This window comes from Coprococcus sp. AF16-5, assembly GCF_003479365.1.
Lineage (GTDB): Bacteria > Bacillota > Clostridia > Lachnospirales > Lachnospiraceae > Coprococcus > Coprococcus aceti.
On record NZ_QUGZ01000003.1, the window covers coordinates 405505 to 432148 of the forward strand.

Consider the following 26644-nt stretch of genomic DNA (forward strand, 5'->3'; position numbering starts at 1 on the left):
TCACTTAGAGCATATATCACCGGCAGCGAGCTTATATTTTTTATATTGACGCAGGGCAAAATGATCCGGGTCTTTCTGTTCCAGAGCGTCAAAGAGAAGGTCAACGGCATTTTTGAATGACTCGTCATCCTCACGGACCTCCATTGCGTTCAGCATTTCTACCAGTGTGGCAAAATTCTGTTCGTTTACCGGAGCTTCATAGTAGATATATCCGATCAGTGCCGTATAAAGCAAGGTTTCTGCTTTGACCCAGAAATCGTCTCCGGCTTTTCCTTCGCCTTTGGTATTGGCGATCAGGGTAGTGACGATCTTCAGAATATCTTTCTCGGAATGAATGTAGGCGAATGGGTTAAAGTGCATACTTTTCTGAAAATTGATCGTATTGAATACCCGTATTTTATAGGGCTCATAGATAATCTTTCCTTTTTCATTACGCATAGGCTTTCCGTCCTTGTCCAGCTTTGGTGTGCCTCGCTGCAACATCTTTCCGCATTCCACAAGGACTGTACCTTTCGGATCGGTGACGACGTAGGAACTGTGCATTTGCATCAGATTGGGCTTGATGAAAAAGCGCGTTTTTCCCGAACCTGATCCTCCGACTACCAGTACATTTTTATTTCTTGCATTGGCCGGATTTTTGGGCCGTCCGTTTAACATCAGTCCTTCACTTTGGGTAAGAATGATATTGTTTTCCGGCTTTGGGTCCATAAATGGGGCAATATCGGCTTTATTTCCCCATCTTGCAGAACCATATTCCACATTTTTGCGGTATTTCTTAGCGTCTTTCCCTCTAAGATAGACTGCCAGCCGCATAATGGCTGCACCGCATAAACCAATCAGCCAGTCCATTGCCGCTCCCGGCCACATACTCTGAAACGCAAGGGCAAAGCCTTCGGACAGTCCTAACAGCTTTTGGGAAGCGTCTGCTCCGGGAGCCAGACGCACCGCCTCGCCCAGCTTGGCAAATACCAGAAGGAACAGAATATAAGGCAGATGGAGAATGACCTGTTTTTTCAGTGTTTCTGCATCAATCTTCATCGTTCCGGTCCTCCGTGTTCTTTGTTCTTTACACGGTCACGGCCAAGCGACTGCGCCAGTTCTTTGAACTTATGAAGCTGTGTAAGCAGCGACGGTCTGGTGCTGCGTGTAAGGTCTTTCTTCGTATATTCCTTAAAAGCTGCCGTCAGTGCATCCGCCTGGTTTGCCTTGAAATATACCGTCCATTTTGGGGGATCGGTCCCAAGTTCCTTTTCTATATGGTAGCGTACCTGATGTTTCCTGGCATACCGTTCAAAAGAGCGGATTCGCCCTGAAACTTCAATGGTATTGGCTCCGGGGTCTTTATAAGTCAGCCGCTTCATGCTGTTGCGCCCGACTTTTGGCATTGTGCGTTCCTGTTCCATCTTTTGGAGTACCGCAGCAATAGCCGCACGCAGTACCCGCCCTGACAGTTTTGCTGCCTGTATAGAAACAGAAACCGTTCGTTGTTCGAGATCTTCCTGCAAGAGCATCCTCCTTTCTGATAAAATCGGTATTTATAATATGGAAATAACTTTTTACCGGCTTTCCCCAAGAACCTGCTGTCGGGAAGCGTGTTCAAAGGCTTTTGCTGCCTGATCGACCTGAATTTTAGCATGTTTCAAAAGCGTCTTGATGATCGTAGCCGGGCGTTCCTGTTCCTCCAGATGATCGACCATCCCTTTGCACTCATCCGGGAGGTATTCCGCCATATCTTTCAACACATCGGAAAAGTTACCCATAAAGCCCCAGCAGCTATCCGACAGCTCCCCGTTTTTATAAAGCTCAAACCCATAACATTCGCCATGCAGATAGGAATCGTAAGCGGCGACTTCACTGCGCATCAGTGCGTCCGCTTTCTGCCGGATGGCGCCGGTCATCTTGTCAGCGTCAAATTCCTTTAGGGCATCTTCTTTGGAAACATAGATCCAGCCGACCTGTCCGCTGTCCCATTCTGCATGAGGGGCCCTGCCTGAGAAACTTTCTGTACTCATGGCAAGACCTGAGTGGTCGTAGAGATAGAGGGGGAGCATCAGATACTTTTCCGAAATTACTTTCTGCATTGCTTCATCGATCGCCCGTTCCTCTGTCTTTGGTCCATGCCGGAAACGGCTGCTTACAATGTTTACCATCCGTTCATAGCGTTTCATGCCGGCTTCATCATGTCCTACGGTATCTAAATACATTTCCCGCAGGAAGTCGTCTTTGTCCATATAGTTGTGATGGTCGCCCAGCGCATAGCGGGGATGGAAGCATACCATCGTCCCAAAATGTTCATCTACCTCACGGGGAGAGATCAGAATATCGTCCGGCTGCACCATAAGGGCATAAGGTTCATTTACTGCCATTAACATAATTGGCTCCTTTCTTTCTACAAATCCGGGCCGGAATGGTGCATCATCGGTTTTTCCCGGTGTTCATTGGTTGCAGGCTGCTTGACTGCAATGATCTCGCCGGCAATCCTTGCAAATTTTTCAGGGTACTTGAACTGCTCCCCGTATTTCTCCATCAAGTCCGGGGAAAGGTCTGTAAAATCTTCCTCGCCAAGACCAACGATCAGAAAATTCCCGGACACAATATCATAAACGTGGCCGTCATCATCAAAGAGAGCCCGGTTCAGAGGCAGTCCCATCAGCTTGCCTTCATCATTGCAGATCAGAGCCACCGGGTCCTCATACGGATAGACCGCCTGAATGTCTCCACCCACTGCCGCCTGCAAAGATTTCAGACCGCTTTCAATCTCCGCAGCATAAGGGGACTTGCCCGGCTCTACCATTAACACTTTCATAACTGTATATCCTCCTTCTTTTTCATTGCCATACCGGGAGCGGCTGGCGTTTTTTCCTGGGTTTTTGCCACAGAGAGCTTCCCCAGGACGGAAGGCTTCTCCTGGTTTTGGGGCGTAAAAATACCGCCCTCCGAAACCTCGGCGGCGGCATGTTCCGTTTTGGTCTGTTCCAGTCCTTCAACCGTATAACCAGGTAAGAGAGTGCCATGAACCATAAAATGACGCTCATATTCTTTCGGAATTGGCGGGGAAATTTCCGTGAATAAATGGGAATAGGCTTTCTTCCGCCCGTCCAGGTATTTTATGGCTGCATTCTTATCTGTATATCGTTTCTGGTTTTGTCCGGCAATCTTTTCTCCATATCCCTGCTTCGGGGAATGAATACGGACTTCCCATGTCACATACCAGGCAACCGGAATACTCTGTTTTGTTTCCCTGTCATATTTCGTATCTTCCCAAATACTGCAGGTCATCTGATAGACCCGGTTGCTGATTTTCTGATCCGCCCTCCAGTTATCGGTGTCTTTCCACTGATTGCCGGTATGTTCAATCTCAGGTGTACGAAGATATTCCAAAGCCCGGTTGATCGTCTGTGTTGCCGCTGCCTGCTGTTCCCACTGTTTTGCGGCAGCCACCACGATTTCATAGGCTTTCTGCTCCCCGTCGATACTTCCCTGGCGCATGGCTTCCAGGCTATCTGTTCCCATTGTGATCAGTGTAGAAATATCCACATTTTCACAAACTACGCTGTGCTCAATTTTAAGCTCCAATCCCGGCGTCAAGTGGTCGCCATACCGGTAGGCATGATAATCTTTATTTTCTTCCAAAATGCTGTTCACCTCCTGCTATATTTCCGGCTCGTGGTTTTTTCTGGAAAACGTCTGTGCCGGTGATTTTTTATCTGCCGGCCTGTTTGCCGCAAGCTGATCCATCACGGAAGGACGGCCGACGCCGAACATGGATAGCTGCCCGTCCGCCGCCTCACGAAGTTCAGAAACAGAGAGGGGAAGCGTTACATCGGCATGGGTCAATAGCTGTTCCCGTTTCAAATCCTGAATGATCTCGTCAAAAACAGCGTTGATTGCACGGCGTTCTTCCCCCACAGGGAAGGCTTTCAATACCTCCATTTCTCCGTCTTTACCGGAAACCAGGGTAAGGGCACAGTCGGCATGGCCTGCCAGATAATCCGATGTGTAGGGCAGTTTGTCCTTGATATAACAGGCAAAGGCTCTGGCTGTCATTTCCACATTGCTGTCCCAATAACCGCCGTCTTTTTCACATTCTTTTCCCATGCGTACCGAATTACGGTAAAAATCAGTTTCCGTCCGTCCAATCTGCGGAGCTTCCTGCGCCTGCATCCCGGAAAGCATACGCTCAAAAATTTCCAGCCGTTCCCGTTCACTTTTGGGAATTACCCGGCCGGTAACATTCTTCTTAAATGCGCTGATCTGTTCCACAGAGCCGGGTTCGCCGGACAAAAATGCTTCCCGCAAGACTGCGTAGGTTTCCATCTGTTCCTCATTGCCATACCGTTTCAGGGAGGCAAGAACCGAGGAATCCAGCCAGCTTGCCGCATTTTTCCGGGTGCGTTCTGTTTGTGCTTCCGTGCGCTTTGCTGCCTGTTCCGGTGTTTCCGGTTTATACTTCATGGTGTCAATGAGTTTTTGGAACGGCGCATAGAGGTGGGGCTGTTCTGACAGCATCCCTTTTGCTCCCATCTTTGTACCAAGATAATCGTCAAGTCCATGCCACCATTCATGTGCCAGGGAACCGGCCCCGTGCATTTTTGTAAGATTGATGACTGTACGCAAAGGTTCATAATGAGCTGCAGCATTGCCACTGCCTCTTGCACCAAAAGCGATAGCAAGTGTTCCCTGATAAGCAATATCTTTATCGCTGATCTTAAGGGCTGACGCCAGATCCTTTAGTGCTTCAAATCCCATGTTAAGGGAGGTCTGCCGGTCGTTCTGGTTCATCCAGTTTCCAAACTCACCGCCGCGGAACCCAAAGGTATCAAGATAATGCTGTCCGGTGATCTCCACGCCATTCCGATAATCCGGTCCGGTACGTTTGACATGGGCAAGCTGTGGAGGGACAAAACGGATCTTTCCGTTTTTGTTCCTGCCTTTGGCAAGTTCCTGCACCCATTTCAGGGCAGCTTCTTTGGTCTCAAAATTGGTCCGCAGGATCGAATAGCCTTTTGTCACATAGTAGGTACCGGGTTTCCAGTCCCCATTTTTAGAATAGGTCTGTTTCCCGTCGTTGAAGTGGATCGCATAACCTTTCGGTATTTTCTGCTCTTTGGAAACACAAAACTGTTCCTTTTTTGCTTTCTGAGCAAAGTTGCGCTCAAAATATTCAGCCGAGCGGATCAGCATGGTATTGGACAATTTGTTTGTGATCACGGGATTGTCCTGTCCCTTTTTCGTTGCCCGGTAATGGATTCCGCTTCCCCAGCCCTGTACCTTTTCTAAGTATCCATTGTCAGCGAAAAAGCGGTCATAGGCTCTTATGGCATCCTCCACAGTACGGACATCTGAAAGCACTGTCTGCAATTCCCGGACTGTTTTTATATATTCCTTTTGTCTCGCGGTCCGTTTTTCCGGGGTGTCATCCGTGCGGTAATACTGAGGGGAAGCGTTTAAGCCGTCCCTCGCTTTTTTGATAAAATAGACCACGCCAAGAGGAATCCCTTCCTCCAGCATGGCTGCATAGTCCGGCTTTTTCCAGACATTATCCTTTTTCACAAATTTTTCGGCTTCGCGCTCATTCATGGCTTCCAGATCATCCGCATACAGCCCGCGGTCTTTCCACAGGTCTTTTTTCGCACCGCCGATCTTTTCGCCGAAATCTTCATGCACTCCTGCCAATCTTCATCACCTCCAGTCTGTGTAGAATTCTTATCGCTCCGGGGCAGGGCGGCGTTCTTCGTTTTTGAGAAGTTGTGGGAGGTTTCCTGTGAGCCGGTCAGTTTCCCTGCGGATCAGTTTGTCCAGAGCGCCTAAATCCTCCGGTGCAATGGCAAACTCCCGGTAATTTTCATACCACAGGCCCGTAGAGACTGCCGCAATGGGCGCAATTTTCTCCGAACCGGATGGAAGAAGGCGATACACAGGGGCTTCGTCATAAAGAAGCATCTGTTTTGCCGTTCCCTGTGGTATGCGGTACTTATCCATATCCGGGTTCTGGGCTGCCTCCATATATTGCATATTCAGGCGTTCTTCTAAATCCTGGGGCATATAACGAAATGCCTGATCCATCCACTGTCTGAACATCGTGGAATAGTGGTACTGCCATTCCGTAACTTGATTCGGGGCATAAGAAAATCCCCAACTTTTCAGAGCATCTTTTTCGTAAAGCTCCATTTCAGTCCATTCTTTCAGGCTGACCGTAGCCGCTGAACCATCTTTGCGTTCGACATTGACGCCGCAGGGATAGAGGATATTTCTTTTTATATCCTGCCGCAGCGTGTCTAAATCCATCATCAGGACATCTCCGTACAAGTGACCGCCCTCTCTGCGATCCGTATGAAACAGGAAAACCCTCGCTCCGATAAACTCCGTTGTTGAGATCATTTGATGAAGATCCGCCGTAGAACAATAAGCAAACAAAGCGTCGGAAAGCCACATGTGATTTTTCTCCATGATGGCAATGGAATCAGCCCCGGTATTTGTCGCCAGAGAACGCATATTAAATTCGCATTCCCTAAGAAAATCTCCGGCAAAAATATGGAGCTCATACGCAAAGATGGATAAGTCTGTATCACGGATCAAATGAATCTGCGGTAGTGGTTCCTGATTCAATCAAATTCCTCCTTTCATGTGAACCTGACAATTACCGGCTTTCCTTATCATGGGAAGATGCCGGCTGCTTTTTTGCCGGTTCCGTTTTTGCTGCCTGTTCCCGCATTGCTTCCAAAACAGAAGGGCGCCTTTCCGCAGTCTGTTCCAACCGGGCAAGGGTATTAAGTGCCCACTCCGCATTACGGTTAATGGAGGATATAAGAGCGCCCTCCACTTTGAAAGCACCTTTGAACACCCTGGCAATCTTTCCATTTTCTTTTGCGTCTGTCTCCGCAGGTTTTCCTTGAATAGCACGGCCCATATTTTTGAGATGCCGCTCCATTTCGTGATATTCCGTACTGAAAGCGTCAATTCTGGCAACAGCCCTGTTGTTGGCCTGCATACTTTTTTCTGCTGCACTTTGAATGGACTCCAACACCGGTCTGACATGTAAAAACTGTGTGATCCCATTCAAAGCAACAGTACCTCGTTCCCTGAAATCGGCAAGGATATTCCTGCACCCGTTTATGATCTGGCCTTTGAGTTCGGAAAGACGGTGACGCATAACGGAAATATTCATCTCCATAGCTTTACAGCTCTTTTGGAGAGTATCTTTCAGGGAATGGTTCTGTAATCCCTGCATTTCCTGACGCACTGCCTTTAGTTCCTCGGTTGCCTCCAAAAGACGCTGCTCCATCCCGGTCACATGCTCGATTAGCTTGGCAAATTCTTCATATCCCGGTGTATTGTTGTCTTTTAGGAGAGCAAGCAGCTCTTTGACCTGCTCATTTTCCGCAATCGGCTGGCTATCTGTCTCCGTCATTCATCAATCCCTCCCATCTGCCGGTAGCTGCCCTCTGGCAATCTTGCCAACAATCTCCGGACCGGTTTCATAAATCTGCATGAGGCGTTTTGCTGTGCCGCAGGGCTGTGCAGCTCCGCTGGTCCAAAGACGCACTGTGGATGGGGCAACATTCATCAAAAGCGCAAAGCCCTTTTCGTTCATGTCCAGCTTTTTCATCAGCGATTTAACCATATCGGGGCCGTAGTCTGGACACCGGGAAGCCTCGGCAATCATCTGCAAAGCGGTATTTTCAATTTTTTTCATTTTCAAATCCTCCTGTTATTTGTTTTCCAGCCCTATGCCGGGGCAAAGCCGATCTGGTTGTGTTTCATCCTTTTGGCAAAGTCCGGCATCGAATAATTTACCCCGTCAATTTCTGCATGGGTGTCATCCAGACGATGGCAAACAGCAAAATGCCTGTCCCCGTTTCCATAGAACAGGCAAAGTAAACCATTGTCAGGAATAGAAAACAGCGCTTTTCCGGCGCTGTCTGTAAAGCAGATCTGTTGAGATCCATTCATGTTGAAATCCTCCCTAAATTGAAACAGCCGCCTCTTTTGGGCGGCGTTGGTGCTGGCTGGTTTGCAGTTGTTCCCGAACCTCCAGCAATTTTTCATTGTAATCTTTTCCCATCCGGGGAGGGTTGACACTTACCCGGATATGACGGAAACGTTTATCCTCGTGGAGCATGGTCTTGATTTTCCGGGCATTGACAAATCCGGCAAGATCGTGGTCCATATAAAGGGTAACACGCCGGATCTCCGGGTGGCGTTCCAGAAAAGAAGTCAGCGCCACATGGGAAGTACCTCCCAAAGACAAGCGGTAACCATTCCATTTCCATCCCTCCAGCTCTTGAAGCGTTGCATGGGAAAGCGCATCAATAGGAGCTTCAAAGACTGCCACATGCCGGCTACCCGGACTTTGCGGGGGATAACAAAAGTTATATCCTTTGTCGCTGCCATAGACATCCTTTTTGAGATTGCCGCCGATACTGCGCATACAGGCGAACTTCGCTTTCCCGGAATCATCTTTCCCTACAAATACACAAACCGGTTCTCCATGATACCGGGCTTCGTAAAAAATCCCGGCTTGTAAACACTGGCGAATGACTTCTGAGCTGATTCCCCGTTTCTGCAAATAGGAGACCGCAGCGGTCGCGCAACGTCTGGCCCAGGGGAGAGAGAATGCTTTCTTTTCCGGTTCTTTTGATACCTGTATTTCTGCCGTACTTCGGTAAGCCGGTGTATGTCGGATTTCGCCACCTACCAGAGCATGAACCGCATCCACAAGACCATATCCCCGAATCTGGATCAGGTAGTCCAGCGCATTGATACTCCGTCCACGGCTGTTCCAGTACCAGTACCTTTTCCCGGTCACATATACCAGACTGTCATGTTCCTTATGCCGGAAATTAGGTCCATCCCGTTTCAGCACACCGGGTTCATGGAACTGCAGGTAAGTAAACAGATCAGCTTCCCGCGCTGCCTGAATCTGTTCTTTGGTTACGCCGGGCATTGTACCGGCACAGTGATTCTTTTCATCGTGCTTTGCCTCCTTCCTGTGATGGAATGAAAAAAGACACCCAAAGGTGCCTAACAGCCGTACAGATCGTGATTGACCTCGGCACGGTAATAGCTGTCCATTGTAGCCGGGGCATTATACAGCGCCGCCAGCAGATATGCTTTGATATTTCCGACCTTCGTCGTGTTCTTGTCGATACAGTCAAAGACATACTCTAAGTGACCGGAATTGATCTTCAGGAACCGGCTCTTGACGATCTCCCGCGGAAAATCATCTCCGGCGATGCGTATGTAAGGGCGTTTCGACAAAATCACTTCAAGCATAAGTTCAAGGGTTTCGTCCAGACGTTCCCTGCCATACCGTAAGACCAGTAAGTCATATTCGATATTTTCTTTGATGATTTCACGATAGGCTTCTATCAGCTCTATCCGATCCATCCCATCCGTGCGGCTTGCCGCTTCCGGCTCTGCCGGATAGATTGATGGATAAGTTATTGATTTATCTTTTTTTGATTTTTTTGTTTTTAATGGATTAGTATTTAATTGTACCGGATTTGCCTGTTCAGGTTCCGCCTGTTTAGGTTTTGCCTGTTCAGGTTTTACCTGTCTTGGATTTTCCCGTTTAGGTGAAAGCCCTGTGTTTTCGGTGCTTACAGGCTGCTCATGGATCGTATATTCAATGTCTCCCAACTGCCCGTTATCATAGCGGAGGCGCTGCCTGGTGAGATAACCATGCCGCTCCAGTTCCTTCAGGGCAGTAGTGATAGAATCCACACCGTCCTTGCAGATATGGGCGAGTCCTTTCGTGGTATAATCCCAATCTTCCGGCAGCGACAACATAAGTGATAAAAGCCCCTTTGCCTTTAAGGACAACTCCGTATTGCGCAGATGGTGATTGCTCATTATCGTAAAGTCCTTTGTTTTCTCTACACGGAATACTGCCATTGTATCGCCTCCTTTCTTCGACTATTCCGTTACAAGGCATGATCCCTGTGGTCATAATGGAGATGACCGCCAGAGACCTTCGCATGGTTTTTCAGTTTCACTTCGCCCCGTTCCTGGCTCTCTAAAAATTTCTGATAGCCGGCATCTGTAAGGAACAAGCGCATCTTATCGCCTTTGTCGCCAACAGGGGAATCGTAAGACAATACATCAAAAATGATCATGTGCCTTACCTCCGGGTCAAAACGTTCAAGCGCCATGATGTCATGCCCCTTCAATTTTTCTGCACCTGATTGTTGTCTGGCCTCGGCGATCTTTTCTCCAATCGTCCGGGCTGGATAGGGCAGACGGTAATTCTTCTGAATATCTTTTACCAAGTCCATGCACTCTGCATTTGACAGAACACGAAGTTTTGCCATAAGACCTTCTGCCGCCTCCCGCTGTTCGGAATTATTTGAATACCGCACGGTCATATAAAGTTCATTCAGGATCTTTGTCTGATAATCGCCCTCAACCTGAAAGAGCAGCTTTTTTTCCATTTCGTTTAATTCCATGGGGATCTCCTTTCTCTCGAAAATGAGTATGAAAAAAGGGCGTCCACCTATAAAAGTGAAACGCCCACGGCAACCAGCGGTCAGACATAAAGCCGGACCGCTGGCACTATTAAATTTTGTCGTTAATAAAACAGCCTCCTTTTTTCTTTATAGTTTTCGTCAATTTTCAACTTGGAAAAGGAATTGAATAAAAGACGACAAACGCTCAAACCCCTTGAAAATAAAGGCTTTTTCTGTTTGTCGTTATTATACCGTAACGGCATTCCCATGTGTCTCTACTCATTGAACTGGGCTTTACTGTGCAACTCATAGCTGAGAGAATCGGCGACACCGTGCAAATGGTCCTATCGACATATGGCCACCTATACCCAAGCAAGCATCAGGAAGTTGCTGACAAATTAGATAACATAATAGTATCAAGATAGTATCAAAAAGGGTGTAACCAAACGTTACACCCTTATTTTATCTATATTTCATCAATACACAAACAGGTACATCCCAAACCAATGCAGCGCAGCCCCCAGCATCACAAAGATATGCCAGATAAAGTGCGCCCCCTTGGTGTCCTTCACAAACGGAATCATGCCAAGCGTATAGACAATGCCACCACCCACGATCCATCCCAAAAGCGGCTTGTCATTTCTGAACCAGCCCGGAATGAACATGATGGCGCTCCATCCGATGACGAAGTACAACGTATAGTGTATCGGTCTGAACCTGCCCGGTCCGAACACACATATGATGGTGATCCCCGCTATTATGAGCGCCCACTGCACACAGAACAACACTATTCCAAGCACATTTCCCCAGTACACAAGGTACAGCGGAGCAAATGTTCCGCCTATCAGCAGATATATCGAGGAATAGTCAAATCTTCTCCAGAGCCGCTTGACTGCCAGCCCGGATTTGTATGAGTGATACAGACAGCTCATGAGAAACATCAATATCAGTGATATTCCATAAAAACACGATGCCATCACTTTGAGTCCTGTGTCTGACTTCAGGAGAAGAAGGACAAAGCCGGCTATGGCAAGCCCTGCTCCTATTCCGTGGGTAACAGCATTTCCCACCTCCTCGAGAACGGTGAGCTTTGGCGGCTCATTCAGTTCCCTGTAGTGCTGCCTTTTTGCTCTTTTTGCCTCTTTCTTCTCTTCTTTGCTTTTCTCTTTGTCCAGTTCAGCTTTCTGCTGACTGCTCATGTCTGAATTCTTGATTTGTGCCATATTTTAATTTTGAACTTCTTTCTATCTATAATTTATACTGCTATCTATAATCTACACTGTCTTACAACCGCAGTCTCCAGCTCCCGTGCAGAGTACAGCCCTGGGATCATCATCGCAGACCGCTAAAGTGCCTCAAACACCTGCACCCCGCGTCTCTTCAGCCATATCCTAAACAAAACTGCAGCGGCTGCCGTCAATGCAGTGCTTATTGCTAGATACATTGTCGCTCCGGTAAAACCTCCGAATAACAAATATCCCACCACAAGTACAATAATATATACAAAATTCGATAAAATAGCAACAAGTACACCCATGCTCTGCTTCACGACCGATGCTTCCGACGTCCAGTCAAGCTTTGGCATCTTGAGATTGACTGCAAGCCCTATGTATGCAGTCAGGCACACATAAAGACATGGTATCAGTAACATCATCACGCCATCTACAAGTGATGGTGTCACAAAAACAAGCATCACTATATCAAGGATCAGCGCCGGAATCAGGGTAAGTATCACATGCATCCTCAGTTTTGCCCTAAGTATCTGCCACGATGTGACTGGAAGCGAACGCACGATCCAAAGATTCTTTCCCTCCAGAGATATCGATGGTGCAGTCAGATCATTCATCGACGCGGCGGCACATACGGCTATACACGCCCCAATTATAAGTACACCATCCGGTAGTCCGGGAGTTTTCGTAATCATATCTACTACATACTGTCCTTTAACAAGACAAACCACTGCCATAGCGATCATTATCAATGTCCCCAGGGAACAGTTGAGCATATATACGGCAGATGCTGCCAGTCTTTTGAACTCTTTCTGAAGAAGTGCTGCATCCTGGCTCTGCGCCTTTGCAGCTTTTATTATATTCTTCCTTTTTGTATGTCCGGCTTTTGTCGTCACGATTCCGATGAATGTTCTCTCAAGTACCAGCCACACTGCAAGAGAGATGATCAATGTGCCTGTTGCCACAAACGCCAGCTGCAATCCATCTCCTGTAGCCGCACGACCAATTGAATAGAGCGGATATGCAGCACCTTTTATCTTTGCACTGTATTCTCCGCTGTTTGCCAGGATCTTTGAGAGCAGCTTATTTGCATTCATGTATACAGCATAATATGCGGCTATAAATGCCAGTGACAATACAACTGTCACAAAGCTCTTATTTCTGGTCTTATTGCCTATCTTCCCCACTACCCAGCCAAGTATACATGAGAGCACCAGTATGACAAATGTCAGAAGAACCAGTACTATAATAGATGACACGACCGGCCACACACCGGGATGGGCTACTATTCCATATACTATGATACCGGGAACCATGGCGGTCACGGCGAACATCGCACCCATGATGTACACTCCTGACAGTCTTGCAAATAATATAGCCCTGACCGGGATGGGCAGTGACAGCATCAGGTCATTGTCTTTTGCCTGATACAAGCTCGCATATGTATTGAACACACTTCCTAATATACCGATGGTCAACGCCATCATAGACATCATCGCCATGTACATCCAATCAAGCCCCGCAGAACAAAGCGGCTCACACACCGAATATGCCTCCATTCCGAACATGGCTCCCATACAGCCCTGCAGCACTGCCACATAACTGATGATACCCAGAACTACAGCACCTTTGGATCTGGACTTTCCAGTCTTCCGGTCAACGAAAAATCCACTGAACAGCATCTTAAGCTGTTTCTTCATCAATATCCTTATCATGACTCACCCTCCAGATCAAGGAACACGGATTCAAGTGACTCGTCTCCCTTCACCTGCTCCATTATGCCCGCCTTCACCAGTCGTCCGCCTTTTATGATCGCCACTTTATCGCACAGCTTTTCTGCGACTTCCAATACATGTGTGGAGAAGAATATCGCCCCTCCGTCATCGCACATTTTTCTCATCATCTGCTTGAGTATATGGGAAGCCTTTGGATCGAGTCCGACAAACGGTTCATCCATGATGACAAGTTTCGGCTCATGTATCCATGCTGATATGATTGCCAGTTTCTGCTTCATACCATGGGAATACTCGGATATCAGCTGTCCTAGGTTGTCTTTTATCTCAAATGCGTCAGCATATTTGTCTATGAGCTCGTCCCTGACTTCCTCCGGCACGTCAAATATATCTGCTATAAAATTCAAATATCCGATTCCGGTCATAAAATCATACATATCTGGATTGTCAGGAATATATGCCATCTGTTTCTTGCATTCCAGCGGTTTTTCCTTTATGGACACACCATCTATAAGGATATCTCCCTCCTCAAAATTCAGGATCCCTGTACACGCTTTTATAGTGGTTGTCTTACCTGCCCCGTTGTGTCCGATGAAACCATATATCTCCCCCGGCATTATATGTAGGCTTAGATTGTCCACCGCCAACTTATCTCCATATCTCTTTGTGAGATTTTTTATTTGCAGCATATTATTTTCTCCTTTTTCAAAACAGGGGACGGAGGTACCTGACCTCTCCGTCCCCATAGATTATCGCGCTCTATGCTTATTTCGCTTCATCCTGCCCCTGAACTCATCAAGTGCCGCGCGACCAGGTCCCGTCATAGGTTTGATCCACCTTCCTTTTAACAAGTACGGTGTCAGTATGACAAATCTCAGAAGTTCATCCGTGTAAACAAATGAGAACACTGCGAGGAATGGCAGCTTGAGCACCATTCCTGCTACCCATGTAGCCGGGACCGAAAACAACATCAGTCCACTGATCTCCATAACTGTTCCAACGATGGCCTCACCGCCTGCACGGAAGCACTCGTTCTGTATATAGCAGCATGTTCTGACTGCTCCGAAGAACAGATATATTATAAGCATATACTTTGTGTACATCATCGCCTCAGCCCCGAGTCCAAACAATCCAAACAGCGGATTGTGCAGCAGCATCGTGATGAGCACAATTGTGAATGTGATGGCAGGACATACCAGTGCAGCTCTCTTGGCATAGGAAAGTCCCCTGTCCAGATTACCCGCGCCAACTTCATTTCCCACGGCAACGCTGGACGCATTTGCCAGACCACCAAAGAATGCATATACAAACCCTTCACATACACGGAATGCAGCCATGGCGGCTATGGCGGAATCACTCTGATGTCCCATGACAACGTTGATTATCATCTGGCCCACGCCATAGAGGATCTCGTTGCATACGATCGGGAATGCCTTGGACGCATAGGACTTCACAAATCCCATATCAATATCAAATGCCTTTCGCGCACTGAACTTTATCTCATGCCTGCTCTTTGCAAGATACAGAATGAGCAGCGCTATGTTCACGATACCAGACACCAGTGTACCTATAGCCGCACCAGCAACTCCCATCTTGGGAGCACCAAATTTACCATAGATCAACACAAAATTTATACAAAAGTTGAGTAAAAGTGAGATGACCGAGCATACCAGTGGCACCTTCACCCTCTCCGTTGACTTAAGGAGTGCTGTAATTATTGCGGCAAATACCTGAAGCGGATAAGACCATCCAACTATTCTCATATATGGCTTCGCAAGTGCTATGATCTCTACTTTATCTGTATATATTCCAAGTATCCACCCCGGTGCAACCACAGTCACCACCGCAAATGCTATTCCAAATATTCCCGCACATATGATCGCCAGACCAAATGCCTTGTTCATTCCCTCTGGATCCTTGGCACCCCAGTATTGAGACATGAACAGAAGGGAGCAGCTGACAAATCCCCAATATGTTGAAAACAAAAGTGATCCTATCTGTGCACACACGCCAACCGCCGCAACGGCGATCTCGCCCTCACTTCCTATCATGATGGTATCAACCATACTAGCGGTGGTCGCCAGCAGATTCTGCATCGCAATAGGCACAGCAAGCACAGCCAGCATTCTGGCAAATTCTTTCCATGTCACCTTTTTATTATTTTTTACAAAGCCCGTAGCAGCACTTCCCATTTTTGTTACCTTTTCCTGTTATTATCTCTTTCATCATTTAATTTGATGCGTCCGATTATTGTACTCCCGAATAATTGTATTTGCAATGGCTTTATACCTGTAGTATGAAGTATTTTCTTATTAATTTTAACAGGCGCACCACTTTTATTCCATCTGTGATGCGCCAAGCCTTGTTATTTTCAAGTATTATATTTTTGTGTGCCATTGTTACATACTGTTGTTGGTTGACAAATCTTCAAGCTCACGCTCTGCTCTCTCAAGCTCGCCGTCACTCCAGTTCTCCCCCAGTGCAAATACTGCCCTGCACACACTGAAGTTCACCTCGCCATCTGCGTTGATCTCCCCGGAGATCACTCTGTGGGATATCTTCTGAAGTGTGGAAAGTATGTCTATCCGCACGTCCGATATGACAGAAGGCTCTGCCACATTGCCATCTCTATTGCCTTCCTCGTGCTCTGTCCGTTCTTCTCTGTACACGCTCTCCCAGTCATAATCTGCAGTCCTGCCACATGGTGCACCGCATACACTGCAGTCAGGGACAATTGTATGCTTATCAGCATGCACCCTTGCGATCATCGCCTTCATGTCTGCATCAGAGATGCCAAGAGCAATATCAGACATGTGCAAACCTTCTATTATTATGTTATTTGTATCATCAGTCACATGCATCATCCCATCAGTGGCTCTCACCAGCCCTATCAGAGCACCGACCAGACGACTGCCTGTCTCAGTTGTAATTCTTATTTTATCTTCCATTGTCTTTACCTTTCATGGTGCTGTGAAGAGAATGTCAGTCAAGAATTCTTCCATCTATTGATATTGTTGCAACCTGCCATGGGATAAACTTGCCGCTGTCCTGAAGTGCCTTCTTCGCAGCCATCTCCAGTCCTCCACAACAAGGAACCTCCATACGGACTATTGTAACACTTTGTATGTCATTTCGCCTGATAATCTCTGTAAGTTTCTCTGAATAATCGACACTGTCAAGTTTCGGACAGCCGATCAGAGTCACATGTCCCTTTATGAATTTCTCGTGGAACGATGCATAGGCATAGGCTGTACAGTCCGCCGCTATAAGCAACTTTGCACCATCAAAGTATGGCGCATTTACCGGGGCAAGTTTGATCTGCACCGGCCACTGTGTGAGCTGGCTCGGGCGCTCATAATTATATATGTCACCCGCCTGCTGATTGACTGTTTTATCAGTTGTATTCTGTACGCATTCTACTGCTGCCTGTTCATATGAGCTTGCCTGTACTGCTTCACCTGAAGCTGCTGCCGGTCTCCTGAATATGCTTCTCGCCATGGAACCAGGGCAACCGGAGTGTGCCGGACTTTTTTCATGCATCACTCCTGAGCCAACCATATTTCTGGATTTTTCTGCATCGAGTCTTGCCTGTTTGTTTGCCACGACTGCCGCCTCATCATACGCAGCCGCCTCTCTCTCCACAAATGTTATGGCTCCTGTAGGACACGACGGCAGGCAGTCGCCAAGTCCATCACAATAATCGTCTCTGAGCAGCTTTGCTTTGCCGTTTACCATGCCTATAGCACCCTCATGGCACGCATTTGCACAGGCTCCACATCCATTACACTTGTCCTCGTCTATCTGTATAACTCTTCTTATCATATATATTTCCTCCAATCTTTTTCCTGCTTTTAACGTCATTATATTCAGTCAGAACATTTGTGTATGTTGAATTTTCAACATAAAAATGTTATACTTTTCAGGGACAATCCTTGTGACAAAAGAAGCGTCCCCACTAAGAGGTAATATGAACAAATACATGGACACATTATTGAAATCCAGTCTTTTTTCCAGTATCACCGCTGATGACGTTGACTCCGTACTGGACTGTCTGGGTGCAATCATCAAAAAATACCAAAAAAATGAGTGTATTCTCATGGCTGGCAACACAACAGAATATATAGGATTGCTGCTTACAGGCAAAGCGATAGTCATCCAGGAGGATTACTGGGGTGGTCGAAGCGTCATGTCTGCCATCCTGCCCGGACACACGTTTGCGGAATCATATGCCTGTACCCCTGGCTCCGTACTCGACGTCAACGTATATGCTGAAGCTGCAAGTTCTGTATTGTTTCTGAATGTTCAAAAAATGCTCACCACCTGCCCGGTAACATGTGGCAGACATAATCAGATGATAAGAAATCTCCTGTGCGATCTCGCCGGCAAGAACCTGAGGCTCGGCGAAAAATCAAAGCACATGAGCCAGAAAACAACCAGGGATAAGTTGCTCTCCTACCTGTCATCGGAGATGCACAGACATGGCAGCAACGAATTTGATATACCATTTTCCAGACAGCAGCTCGCTGACTTTCTGTCCGTGGACCGCAGTGGACTGTCTACTGAACTTGGCAGGATGAAGACTGATGGGCTGATCGACTTCCACAAATCTCATTTTGTTCTTAAGTCTCCTGCCCAGGGGTGGACTGATGTGTGATGTTGATGTATCATGTAATTAACTGTTCAGGGAAATTCATTACAGATGGGGGATTTTCCCTGATTCAGGATTTATCAATATAATATGATCAGGAGGGATTTCAATGAAACCAATGAAAACTATCAAAGACGGATGGAACAAATTCACTGTTGTCGTAAAGGATAAAGACTACTCAACAAGAGAGGCCGTGCTTTTCGCTATCTGCACATTCCTCACAGGGCTTGTGCTCGGAATGCTCTGCTCTCCTAGAAAGAGCCAGACATTTGGCTCATACAACGGCAACTGCAGCGATGGCGGCTGTAACTGCGACTGCGATTATGATGAGGACGATTTTGAGTAGGCTGCGAACTGATAACTAATATCCCAAAGCAAAAGACAGGTGTCGATTATCTGACACCTGTCTTCTGTGTTTCACAGGATACATTTCACTTATATCTTCCAGCTAACTGCCAGTTCTCTCGAATCCACAAATCTTCTGTAGATTCCGTCCTGCTTCATGAGTTCTTCGTGGGTTCCCTTCTGGGCTATTCTTCCCTGATCCACCACTACTATCTGATCCGCATGTCTTACTGTCTTGAGTCTGTGGGCGATCATGATGATCGTCTTCTCCTTTGTCAGGGCATCCACTGCAAGAGTAAGCTCCTTCTCGTTCTCAGGGTCAACATTTGCAGCCTCCACAACCTCTTCATGGGTTATCTCACCCAAATCCACATCCCAGAATCTAGCGATCAGATTGCACAGGGTTGTCTTTCCACCGCCAGATGGTCCGACGATCGCCGTCGTTGTCTTCTCCGGTATGGTGAGTGAGATTCCGTCTATTATCTTTCTCTTGTCGTAAGAGAACTCTATATTCTTAACCTCTATATCGTGATTTTCAGGATTGAGTTCCTTTCCATCTATATCCATTGTGTCAAGTCCGAGCACTACATTTGCCCTGACGCAGGCTTCATTTGCCGCATTGAGTCTCTTCGTCTGCTTGCCGGCATTCTGCATCACAGTATTTATCACAAGGAATATGGCAACTCCTGCAAGTGATACCAGCGCGATCCTCCAGTCGCAGAGCAGGATCATGAGTATGATCATGGATGTCTCGAGAAGTCCCTGAGTCGTAAGCATGACTACTCTCGTAGCCACATCTCCCAGATTCTCCATGGTATTTGCCGTGACTGATGCGATCTCGCCTATTCCTAATTTGGTTTGGGTATAACAGAATTCACCGCCAAATTCAACTACGGATTGCAGTTCTTACAAGGTTCATATCCCTCAGATATGAGCTCGTCCCTTGTGGTCGTTCTCTCAGATTTATTCACTTCCTTCATCTGTTTCACACTCCTGCATGATGGCTTATGAAACTTACCGGTGTTGGTGTTGACTATGTATGTATCCTCATCCACAGACTCCTTCTGGATCTCCGATGTATCACTGCAAATATCTAACTCCGTATCCTGAGTTTCTCCGATCATTCCAGCTTCTGCTGTCTGGTCATCATCTCCTTTTTCCTCTGATACTTTAGTGCTGGCATTCTCTCCCGGCACCACATAATCCGGATCCGCTTCGCTGTCCCCTGTAGCATAGTCAATTATCACGCCTGGCTGTACATTGTACACATACACATTGAAACTTACTCCTGCGCCTTTATCCTCCACGGACTCCGCCTCCATCTGCACTCCGGACGCAACCAGATTGCCTCCATCGTATACAGGTGTAACCCTGTAAAGCACATGATTTCCAGTACTTTCCACATAATCAGCTACCTCATTTTCAAATGGCAGCATGCCTGTGACATTCAAATATCTGGTTCCAGTTATCAGATTCTTTTCATTTGCATTCTCCCCGGCAAGCTGATATCCGATCAGATGGCAGCGATTATACAGATAATTGCCGTCTATACGATCATTGTATTTAACTGTATGCCACCCTGAAGGCTTTATCATACCTATCTCGCCGCGCTCCTCCGTTGGCATAATCTCCTTACAGATATTGGCATAGGCAACTCCACATCTTCCAAGGAAGTCCAGGTCGCTGTAATTCTCAAATGCCTCCGTCACCATCTCATCCTCACTGAAATAAGGCACATTGCCATTTATCTCACAATATGCCTCTCCCGAATATATGGGAATATCAGCAATCTCCATGCTCGAAGCCTGCTGATCTGCAATATTCTCAGATGCTGCCGCACTGCTTTCAGGTGACGTGTTGCCGGTGTTATCTTTTTTCTCCGCAACTGTGGTATTCTCTGATTCTGAGGTATCTTCTACAGTCTCCTTCTCATATCCCTTTACCGCGGACCTGCTGCCATCCGCAATTTCTGACATACTGCACCCGGACATCAGCAATGCAAATATTGCTACATACAGTACACTGTAAAATTTTCTTTTCATGTCACATTCTCCTCTCTGAAAATGTTATCCCTGCCTATATACATCCTATAAAAATTTAGCTATCTTTTTCCAAAATGTATAATAACATTCTACATTTTGTCATCCGTTTTGTGAATACATCCCCGCATAAAACCTCAATTCAAAACAAAGAGTTTTCACTAGCTGCTTTAACAAATCATTGCAACAAAAAAGAGGATATATACCACATGTGATACATATCCTCCTTACAATTTATGCTCCCTTGTGTAAGCTTTTCCCTACACCATTCCATTTGCGACCTTATACTTGTAGAGCATCTCCGCATGATTCTGCTCCTCGATCTGTATATCCGCCAGAAGCTTTCTCACCGCGCTCTCGCCAAATGCAAATATCTCTCCATTGTACTCGCCTGACACAAGCTTCTCTGTTCCAATACAGTCTGTTGCAAGGAACTCATCATTCTTCTTATCCTCGGAATCGTCCATCATCTTGTATGTCTGCTTTGGCTCATAATCTTTTCCATCGCTGTCATTGCAGTCACACTGTGGAACCTGTCCGTCAAGCACCTGGGTAAGTGAATCATAGTGCTTCTGCTCTTCCTTCTGTATAGTCTGGAACAGATTCTTAAGCTCAGGATCCTTCGCCTGCTCCGCATATCTTCCATATTTCTCCACACAGGACTTCTCCTGTGTCTGAAGATCCTGGATAACTGTTCTCTCTTTTTCCTTTAATATCATAGCAATACTCCTTTCGATTAAAATTCATCCCATCGCATAGATATTATTGTCCAAAATAGTACAGCTCTATTCCTACATCTCTATTTTTTATATTTTTCTGCCTTCTGGTCATTTATATATATGTATGGCAATGAAAAATCTCAGGACCGTGTCATACAATAAAAGGCGAATGCCCTGCAATTGTCATACAGCCATCCGCCATTATATCACATATATTTATTTTATTTCTGTAGTCTCACAAACTCTCTGCAATAAGCCACATACATTACAATCAACACAAGTCCAACAGCCACTATTGGCATCACGCCTGTGTCAAATGCAAACATACTCATAAACGTAAGTATCCACATGACAAATCCTGCCTTAATTCCAGTCATAAATCCCTTCTTGGAGGATTTGGCTATCATGATAAGCTCAGCCTCGTCCGATGTGTTCTCCCAGTCACGGCGAAAATGCATATCGAATATATTTCCGCTTTTCTCCGGGTTAAGCTTCTTCTCTTCATCGATGACAAGCTTTTCAACCACACAATACAGTGCCATAGATATCAGAAATACGAGCTCAGACAGCACTGTCAGGAATGTGCCACGCCCATCACTGTACGTCCTGTCCACAGCGTATATACACACCGGAAACAACACAAGTCCAACGAACACGATGACACACGGGAGATATGAGGCAGTCGTGATCCGACTCTCTATATCCACTATCACATCCTCGTCCTCTCCGTCCCAGCCTCTGATCATCCTCTTTATCTTCCCATACATGACAAATGACACCACAAACGTCGCCAGCATGAGCACACCATATACTATAGGCAGCGTATCAGCTGTTATCCACCATATATGATCCCAGTTGATTCCATCCAATGTGTCCTTGTTCACCGCGGCAAGCCTTCCCGCCAGGAAACCTCCCAGCAGACTTGCCAGGATCATGACCGCAAATATTATATATATCTTCAGATTACTTTTCTTGTTCACTTTTTTATCAGTATCCTTCATCTCATATCCTCTTTTCATTCTATGAATTAACACGACCTTATCCATATGTCAGGAATCATTCCTTATCATCCTCGTATTGGAATATATCCTCCACGCTGACACCACATACCTTCGCGATCTTCAGTGCCAGTGTCACCGATGGGCTGTAGTCGCCCCTCTCTATCTGGCTTATCGTCTGCCTTGATGTCTGCACCAGTGCACCCATCTCCTGCTGGTTTACTCCCAGCTTCGCCCGATATTCCTTCAGCCTGTTGTACAGCGGCATCTATATCACCTCCAGCTTGTTAATCTGTATTGTCATCATAATCAGGTCCATTATCTGTTTATGCCGTCCTCTCCATCAGAGCCCAATCCTTTTATTACATTGTCCGCATCTTCAGCTTCTGCTCTGTCTGCCAGCCCATGCTCTGCATACTTATGTGTGGATGTCCCCCATATCATGGAAAAGCTTATTCCAAAACAGAATCCAATGGAAATTCCAAGCGCCAAATTGTCAAACAGCATTCCATACACTATACCAAGTGCAACACCTATGATAATTCCAAGTGGTGCGCCAGTGGTTTTATCGCGCTTACACACATATATTTTATCCCTCAAAAAGAATCCATCACTCTTCCCATCTCCAAATACATCTATCACATTCTGATACACATTGCTGTGGGCAACCTCCATCATGTCATCTGCCAGATCCTCCACCTCAGGATGAATGTAATACTTTCTAAGCTTGTATATACTGAGTACATCCTTGCCACTTTCAGGTTCAGGCGTCAACTCACTCCTGGCAATATCTTCTTTATCAAAGATAAAGCAGCTCCACATCTGCTTGTTTCTGAAGAAACCATACACAGGGAGTCCATTTTCCAGACCTTGGCGGATTTCGCGCTCAAGCTCAGTCATATCACAGATCTCAGCAATAACATCCCCTAGCTTGTGCTTCTTTAACATTCTCTCTGTGATCGGTGTCACGGAATATCCCTTGACCTGTGTCTTCAATTTGTCCACTGGTTGGGAGACGATCATGCCCTCAAACATAGCTTGTAGTGTTTCACAGGTAGATTTCTTATTACCTTTATCCATGCCATTTTCACTTAGATTGTCCTTTTTATTTACACCTTGCTTTTTCCTCATATCCTCATAACTCCATTTTAATTCTTACCACTAAAATCCCATTCCAAATTCAAGCTATATATATAATATATATATATTATATATGCCAAATGACAACTATAGTTGTCATTTCTTTTACAATGGAGTATAACAAATGACAAGGAAAGTTGTCAATAACTTTTGACAACTTTCCTTGTCATATCAATGTTGGAACGGAGGCACCTGAAATCTGGAGAACCGCCAGACTGATGCCTGGCAGTGCAACAACTAAACAATTGAGCAAGATCATCTTTTATTAAATGATATCATACTTCTCCACATCCACGACTGCCTGTCCCTCACATAACAGCTCTATTCCATCCGCTTCAATAGGTGTATATATCGCCGTGCTCATTGTCATAGCTCCATCATTTACAAACAGTTCTATCGAATTCCTGTCCAGTATAAATCTGAGCTTTATACTATCTTGAGCCTCCTGCTGTTCATCAACCTTTCCCTTGACATCCCCGTAACATTCTGCTGATTTCACGCAGGCCCTTCTGATACACACCACATCTTTCTCAAATCCTGCAAATGTCCTGTCCATCTCTATTATATTATTTTCTCTGTCATATATAAATCGAGTATAATATCCGCTTCCCTTTGCCAGATTCACGGTAAATCTGCTGTATTTGTTTCCAGTGATTACAAATGTCACATCCAGACTTCTTCCACTTATACCTTCCAGACTACGCCGTCCACTCACTACTTCATCTGAGTACCTGACCATATTAGCATGATACTTCTCTATCTCTCTCACTGGCTTCTGTATCAAGCGTCCATTTTTCAGAGATATCTCCCTCGGAATCGTCATCATTCCCTGCCACTTCTGTCCACCGGGTATCCACAGATTATGCCACGACTGCATCCACGCTATCATTATCCTTCTGCCATCCGGCAAAAGTGTAGTCTGAGGCGCGTAGAAATCTGTTCCATAATCAAGTGATAATGGCTCTCCACCGTCAAATTTCTTCTCACCTTTATCAAATTCTCCAACAAAATAGATAGAATTATTTCCATTGTGGAATTCATATCGCTCTGCTTTCATTCCCGTAGGCGATACGAGAAGTACATGATGATCGTCTAATTTGAAGAAATCAGGGCATTCCCATATGCCGCCCAGATCACTTTCATTCCGTGCAAGGATACTCTCAAATGTCCAGCTTTCCATATCAGCGCTCGAAAGTAATACCACAAGCCCCTTATTATCCTGATCCACACAGCCTGCAGCCATATAGTATCTGCCATCCTCAAGCCATGCCTTCGGATCTCTGAAATCCGCTCTGCTCAATCCCTCCGGCAGCATATCTCCAGTCACCACCGGGTTATTCTGTATTTTTTTATATGTAACGCCATCACCAACCGCTATGCTCTGGTTCTGCAATACCCCATCACCGTCGGGATTTTTCATAACACTGGTATATATCAGGACATGCTCTCCATCTTTTTCAATGGCCGTACCTGAGAAACAGCCCTCGGCATCATATATCGTATCAGGTGCAATCGCCACTGGAAGCTGCTCCCATCTTATCAAATCGACACTGACCTGATGCCCCCAATGCATAGGTCCCCATTCCGTACTGTACGGATGATACTGATAAAACAAATGCACCTTACCATTATACACAGAAAATCCATTCGGATCATTCATCCAACCGACAGGCGGAGTCACATGAAACAACGGTCGCTCATTCTTATCTATTTCATTCTGAGTTTCGTATTCCCTCGATGCAGCAAGTGCCTCGCTAACCACATTTTTTCCCGTCATCTTCCCATTTATATCCATCTCTTTTGCTCCTTTATACTTACATGGTTTATATTTTGCGTTCTTTCAAATAACACATTTAAATCAATAAAATAGAGACATTTCCACTGTACCATACATAGCATCTCTTGAAAATGTCCCTAAATAAATTTATTTCCTATTTTATAATAAACCTACACTGAAATATCTTTCAGCCCTGTCCGCCATAACTGTGGCTATAACTTTATCTTTCCCATATTTTTCTGCCATCTTCATAGCCGCCCATACATTTGCACCGGATGACGTACCTACAAGAAGTCCCTGTTCTTTGGCAAGTCGTCTCGCCATCTCAATGGCATCCTTATCCGCCACTTCCACCACATCTGTTACCAGTGATGTATCCAGAACATCCGGTATAAATCCATCGCCTATTCCCTGTATCTGATGGATTCCCGGGCCATCTCCATGTAGCGCTGACACTCCCTTAGGCTCAACGGCAACAATCTTCGTATCTGGATTTTTCTCCAACAGATATTTAGCTATACCTTGGAGAGTACCTCCACTTCCAACACCAGACACATATATGTCTATCTTCTGACCAAGCTGTTCACACATCTCAACTGCTGTTGTGCGATAATGCGCATCTGGATTTGCCTGATTGACAAACTGCTGCGGCATGAAATACTTCTCTGGATCAGATTCTGCTATCTCATTTGCCTTATCAACAGCACCACCGATGCTTAGAACCGGATCCGTAAGTACCAGCTCAGCACCAAATGCCCTGATAACCTTCTTTCGCTCCTCACTCATATTCTCTGGCATCACAATTATCACTTTATAACCTTTCTGAACACCACAGAGTGCAAGCCCTATTCCGGTATTACCGCTCGTAGGCTCTATAATAGTCATTCCCGGCTTGAGTTTTCCCTCACTCTCTGCAACCTCCAGCATGTTTTTTGCGACCCTGTCTTTAATACTTCCACCAGGATTAAGGAATTCCGCCTTGGCAAATATATTGTATCCTGTCGACTTTTTCAGACACATAAGCGGAGTATTCCCTATCAGATCAAGCACATCATTGTAATACATATTAATCCCTTCTTCTCTTTACTTTATATTATAATATTTTACATATTTTTCCACCAAAGTCACTATAAAATATATAGAACTGCCTTTATATTAATGTGGTTCATTCTCCTTTTTCATAGTTTGCCATTTTCCTTCCCACTAATATAAATAAAGCCTTGAAACACTGAGTTTTCAAGGCTTTTTAGCAGGGGATGAGAGAATCGAACTCCCACCAAAGGTTTTGGAGACCCCTATCATACCATTTGACCAATCCCCTATATACAGAAAAAATTTAACACCTGTTGCAGCGTTAAATTTTCTCGGTACTTTTATTTTGTACCTTCAGAATTTCACACAGAAAGCTAGTAACCTAACCCCATCTAACAACCAACGACTGTTTCAAAGTAAACTTTATTCTTTACTGTGTATGCCTTAGATTCTGCACCTTGCAGATATCATGCACACTTGCGTATCTCCAAAGCTTATCTCTTAGAAACCTCTAAGGATAAGTCCTCGACCTATTA

General features: G+C 45.8%; 27 protein-coding genes, 1 tRNA gene and 2 pseudogenes. 2 read left to right on the forward strand and 28 right to left on the reverse strand.

Features of this window, described 5'->3' with window-relative positions:
• Positions 1-18: 18 nt before the first annotated feature.
• The 19 genes and pseudogenes from DWW70_RS15200 to DWW70_RS10615 form a co-directional block, all read right to left on the reverse strand.
• Positions 19-1038, reverse strand: a pseudogene (locus tag DWW70_RS15200) (type IV secretory system conjugative DNA transfer family protein); the annotation flags it as partial.
• Positions 1035-1505 carry a PcfB family protein gene (locus DWW70_RS10525; RefSeq protein ID WP_029731785.1) on the reverse strand — a complete coding sequence of 157 codons (471 nt, stop codon included), beginning with the start codon at positions 1503-1505 and terminating at the stop codon, positions 1035-1037. The pseudogene DWW70_RS15200 and the gene DWW70_RS10525, both read right to left, overlap by 4 nt.
• 51 nt (positions 1506-1556) lie before the next feature.
• Complete coding sequence (locus DWW70_RS10530) at positions 1557-2366, reverse strand: hypothetical protein (protein ID WP_223385989.1); 810 nt, start codon at positions 2364-2366, stop codon at positions 1557-1559.
• A 23-nt stretch (positions 2367-2389) separates the two neighbouring features.
• Complete coding sequence (locus DWW70_RS10535) at positions 2390-2806, reverse strand: DUF3846 domain-containing protein (RefSeq protein WP_064786913.1); 417 nt, start codon at positions 2804-2806, stop codon at positions 2390-2392.
• Positions 2803-3633: a hypothetical protein gene (locus DWW70_RS10540; RefSeq protein WP_118427274.1), complete on the reverse strand. Its 831-nt coding sequence runs from the start codon at positions 3631-3633 to the stop codon at positions 2803-2805. The genes DWW70_RS10535 and DWW70_RS10540 overlap by 4 nt, the downstream gene beginning before the upstream one ends.
• An 18-nt stretch (positions 3634-3651) precedes the next feature.
• Positions 3652-5580, reverse strand: coding sequence for an LPD1 domain-containing protein (locus tag DWW70_RS10545; protein ID WP_223387514.1), 1929 nt, complete (start codon positions 5578-5580; stop codon positions 3652-3654).
• A gap of 126 nt (positions 5581-5706) precedes the next feature.
• Entirely contained in the window at positions 5707-6609 is a 903-nt protein-coding gene (locus tag DWW70_RS10550) for a hypothetical protein (protein WP_118427270.1), read from the reverse strand.
• 31 nt (positions 6610-6640) lie between these two features.
• Entirely contained in the window at positions 6641-7411 is a 771-nt protein-coding gene (locus tag DWW70_RS10555) for a DUF6674 family protein (protein ID WP_117514319.1), read from the reverse strand.
• A gap of 3 nt (positions 7412-7414) precedes the next feature.
• Complete coding sequence (locus DWW70_RS10560; RefSeq protein WP_117514321.1) at positions 7415-7696, reverse strand: helix-turn-helix domain-containing protein; 282 nt, start codon at positions 7694-7696, stop codon at positions 7415-7417.
• A gap of 32 nt (positions 7697-7728) precedes the next feature.
• Positions 7729-7953, reverse strand: coding sequence for a hypothetical protein (locus tag DWW70_RS10565; protein WP_117514323.1), 225 nt, complete (start codon positions 7951-7953; stop codon positions 7729-7731).
• Between the two features lie 13 nt (positions 7954-7966).
• The gene (locus DWW70_RS10570) at positions 7967-8947 is read right to left on the reverse strand and encodes a DUF3991 domain-containing protein (RefSeq protein ID WP_117514325.1); all 981 of its coding nucleotides are present in this window, start codon (positions 8945-8947) and stop codon (positions 7967-7969) included.
• 77 nt (positions 8948-9024) lie between these two features.
• Positions 9025-9897, reverse strand: a complete 873-nt coding sequence (locus tag DWW70_RS10575; protein WP_117514327.1) for a DUF6017 domain-containing protein — start codon at positions 9895-9897, stop codon at positions 9025-9027.
• Positions 9898-9926: 29 nt separating this feature from the next.
• Positions 9927-10448, reverse strand: coding sequence for a DUF5720 family protein (locus tag DWW70_RS10580; RefSeq protein WP_117514329.1), 522 nt, complete (start codon positions 10446-10448; stop codon positions 9927-9929).
• Between the two features lie 476 nt (positions 10449-10924).
• The gene (trhA, locus tag DWW70_RS10590; RefSeq protein WP_118649817.1) at positions 10925-11671 is read right to left on the reverse strand and encodes a PAQR family membrane homeostasis protein TrhA; all 747 of its coding nucleotides are present in this window, start codon (positions 11669-11671) and stop codon (positions 10925-10927) included.
• Positions 11672-11793: 122 nt separating this feature from the next.
• Entirely contained in the window at positions 11794-13392 is a 1599-nt protein-coding gene (locus DWW70_RS10595) for a putative ABC transporter permease subunit (protein ID WP_055222916.1), read from the reverse strand.
• Entirely contained in the window at positions 13389-14099 is a 711-nt protein-coding gene (locus DWW70_RS10600; RefSeq protein WP_015533583.1) for an ABC transporter ATP-binding protein, read from the reverse strand. Before DWW70_RS10600 ends, DWW70_RS10595 begins: the two co-directional genes overlap by 4 nt.
• Before the next feature lie 60 nt (positions 14100-14159).
• Positions 14160-15602 carry an MATE family efflux transporter gene (locus DWW70_RS10605; RefSeq protein ID WP_015533582.1) on the reverse strand — a complete coding sequence of 481 codons (1443 nt, stop codon included), beginning with the start codon at positions 15600-15602 and terminating at the stop codon, positions 14160-14162.
• A gap of 207 nt (positions 15603-15809) precedes the next feature.
• The gene (locus DWW70_RS10610; RefSeq protein WP_118649818.1) at positions 15810-16358 is read right to left on the reverse strand and encodes a hypothetical protein; all 549 of its coding nucleotides are present in this window, start codon (positions 16356-16358) and stop codon (positions 15810-15812) included.
• A 34-nt stretch (positions 16359-16392) separates the two neighbouring features.
• Positions 16393-17232: an ATP-binding protein gene (locus DWW70_RS10615; protein WP_055147605.1), complete on the reverse strand. Its 840-nt coding sequence runs from the start codon at positions 17230-17232 to the stop codon at positions 16393-16395.
• Between the two features lie 145 nt (positions 17233-17377).
• Between DWW70_RS10615 and DWW70_RS10620 the strand changes: the two genes are divergently transcribed.
• Positions 17378-18064 (forward strand): Crp/Fnr family transcriptional regulator, encoded by a 687-nt coding sequence (locus DWW70_RS10620; protein ID WP_015533579.1) that lies wholly within the window; start codon positions 17378-17380, stop codon positions 18062-18064.
• Positions 18065-18167: 103 nt separating this feature from the next.
• Positions 18168-18404 carry a hypothetical protein gene (locus DWW70_RS10625; RefSeq protein WP_015533578.1) on the forward strand — a complete coding sequence of 79 codons (237 nt, stop codon included), beginning with the start codon at positions 18168-18170 and terminating at the stop codon, positions 18402-18404.
• An 89-nt stretch (positions 18405-18493) separates the two neighbouring features.
• On the opposite strand, the pseudogene DWW70_RS10630 reads toward DWW70_RS10625, so the two are convergent.
• From DWW70_RS10630 to DWW70_RS10670, 9 genes and pseudogenes are all read right to left on the reverse strand, one after another.
• Positions 18494-19231, reverse strand: a pseudogene (locus tag DWW70_RS10630) (ATP-binding cassette domain-containing protein); the annotation flags it as partial.
• 62 nt (positions 19232-19293) lie between these two features.
• Positions 19294-20445, reverse strand: coding sequence for a DNA/RNA non-specific endonuclease (locus tag DWW70_RS10635; RefSeq protein ID WP_118649820.1), 1152 nt, complete (start codon positions 20443-20445; stop codon positions 19294-19296).
• 257 nt (positions 20446-20702) lie between these two features.
• Positions 20703-21161, reverse strand: coding sequence for a ferritin-like domain-containing protein (locus DWW70_RS10640; protein WP_015533576.1), 459 nt, complete (start codon positions 21159-21161; stop codon positions 20703-20705).
• A gap of 221 nt (positions 21162-21382) precedes the next feature.
• Entirely contained in the window at positions 21383-22162 is a 780-nt protein-coding gene (locus DWW70_RS10645; RefSeq protein ID WP_015533575.1) for a DUF3169 family protein, read from the reverse strand.
• Positions 22163-22217: 55 nt separating this feature from the next.
• Complete coding sequence (locus tag DWW70_RS10650) at positions 22218-22427, reverse strand: helix-turn-helix transcriptional regulator (protein WP_055147626.1); 210 nt, start codon at positions 22425-22427, stop codon at positions 22218-22220.
• Between the two features lie 50 nt (positions 22428-22477).
• Positions 22478-23290, reverse strand: coding sequence for a hypothetical protein (locus DWW70_RS10655; protein WP_243017712.1), 813 nt, complete (start codon positions 23288-23290; stop codon positions 22478-22480).
• A 274-nt stretch (positions 23291-23564) separates the two neighbouring features.
• Positions 23565-25094 carry a glycoside hydrolase family 32 protein gene (locus DWW70_RS10660; protein WP_118649822.1) on the reverse strand — a complete coding sequence of 510 codons (1530 nt, stop codon included), beginning with the start codon at positions 25092-25094 and terminating at the stop codon, positions 23565-23567.
• 141 nt (positions 25095-25235) lie between these two features.
• Positions 25236-26141, reverse strand: a complete 906-nt coding sequence (cysK, locus tag DWW70_RS10665; protein WP_118649823.1) for a cysteine synthase A — start codon at positions 26139-26141, stop codon at positions 25236-25238.
• A gap of 185 nt (positions 26142-26326) precedes the next feature.
• A tRNA-Trp gene (locus DWW70_RS10670) sits at positions 26327-26397 on the reverse strand.
• Positions 26398-26644: the final 247 nt, after the last annotated feature.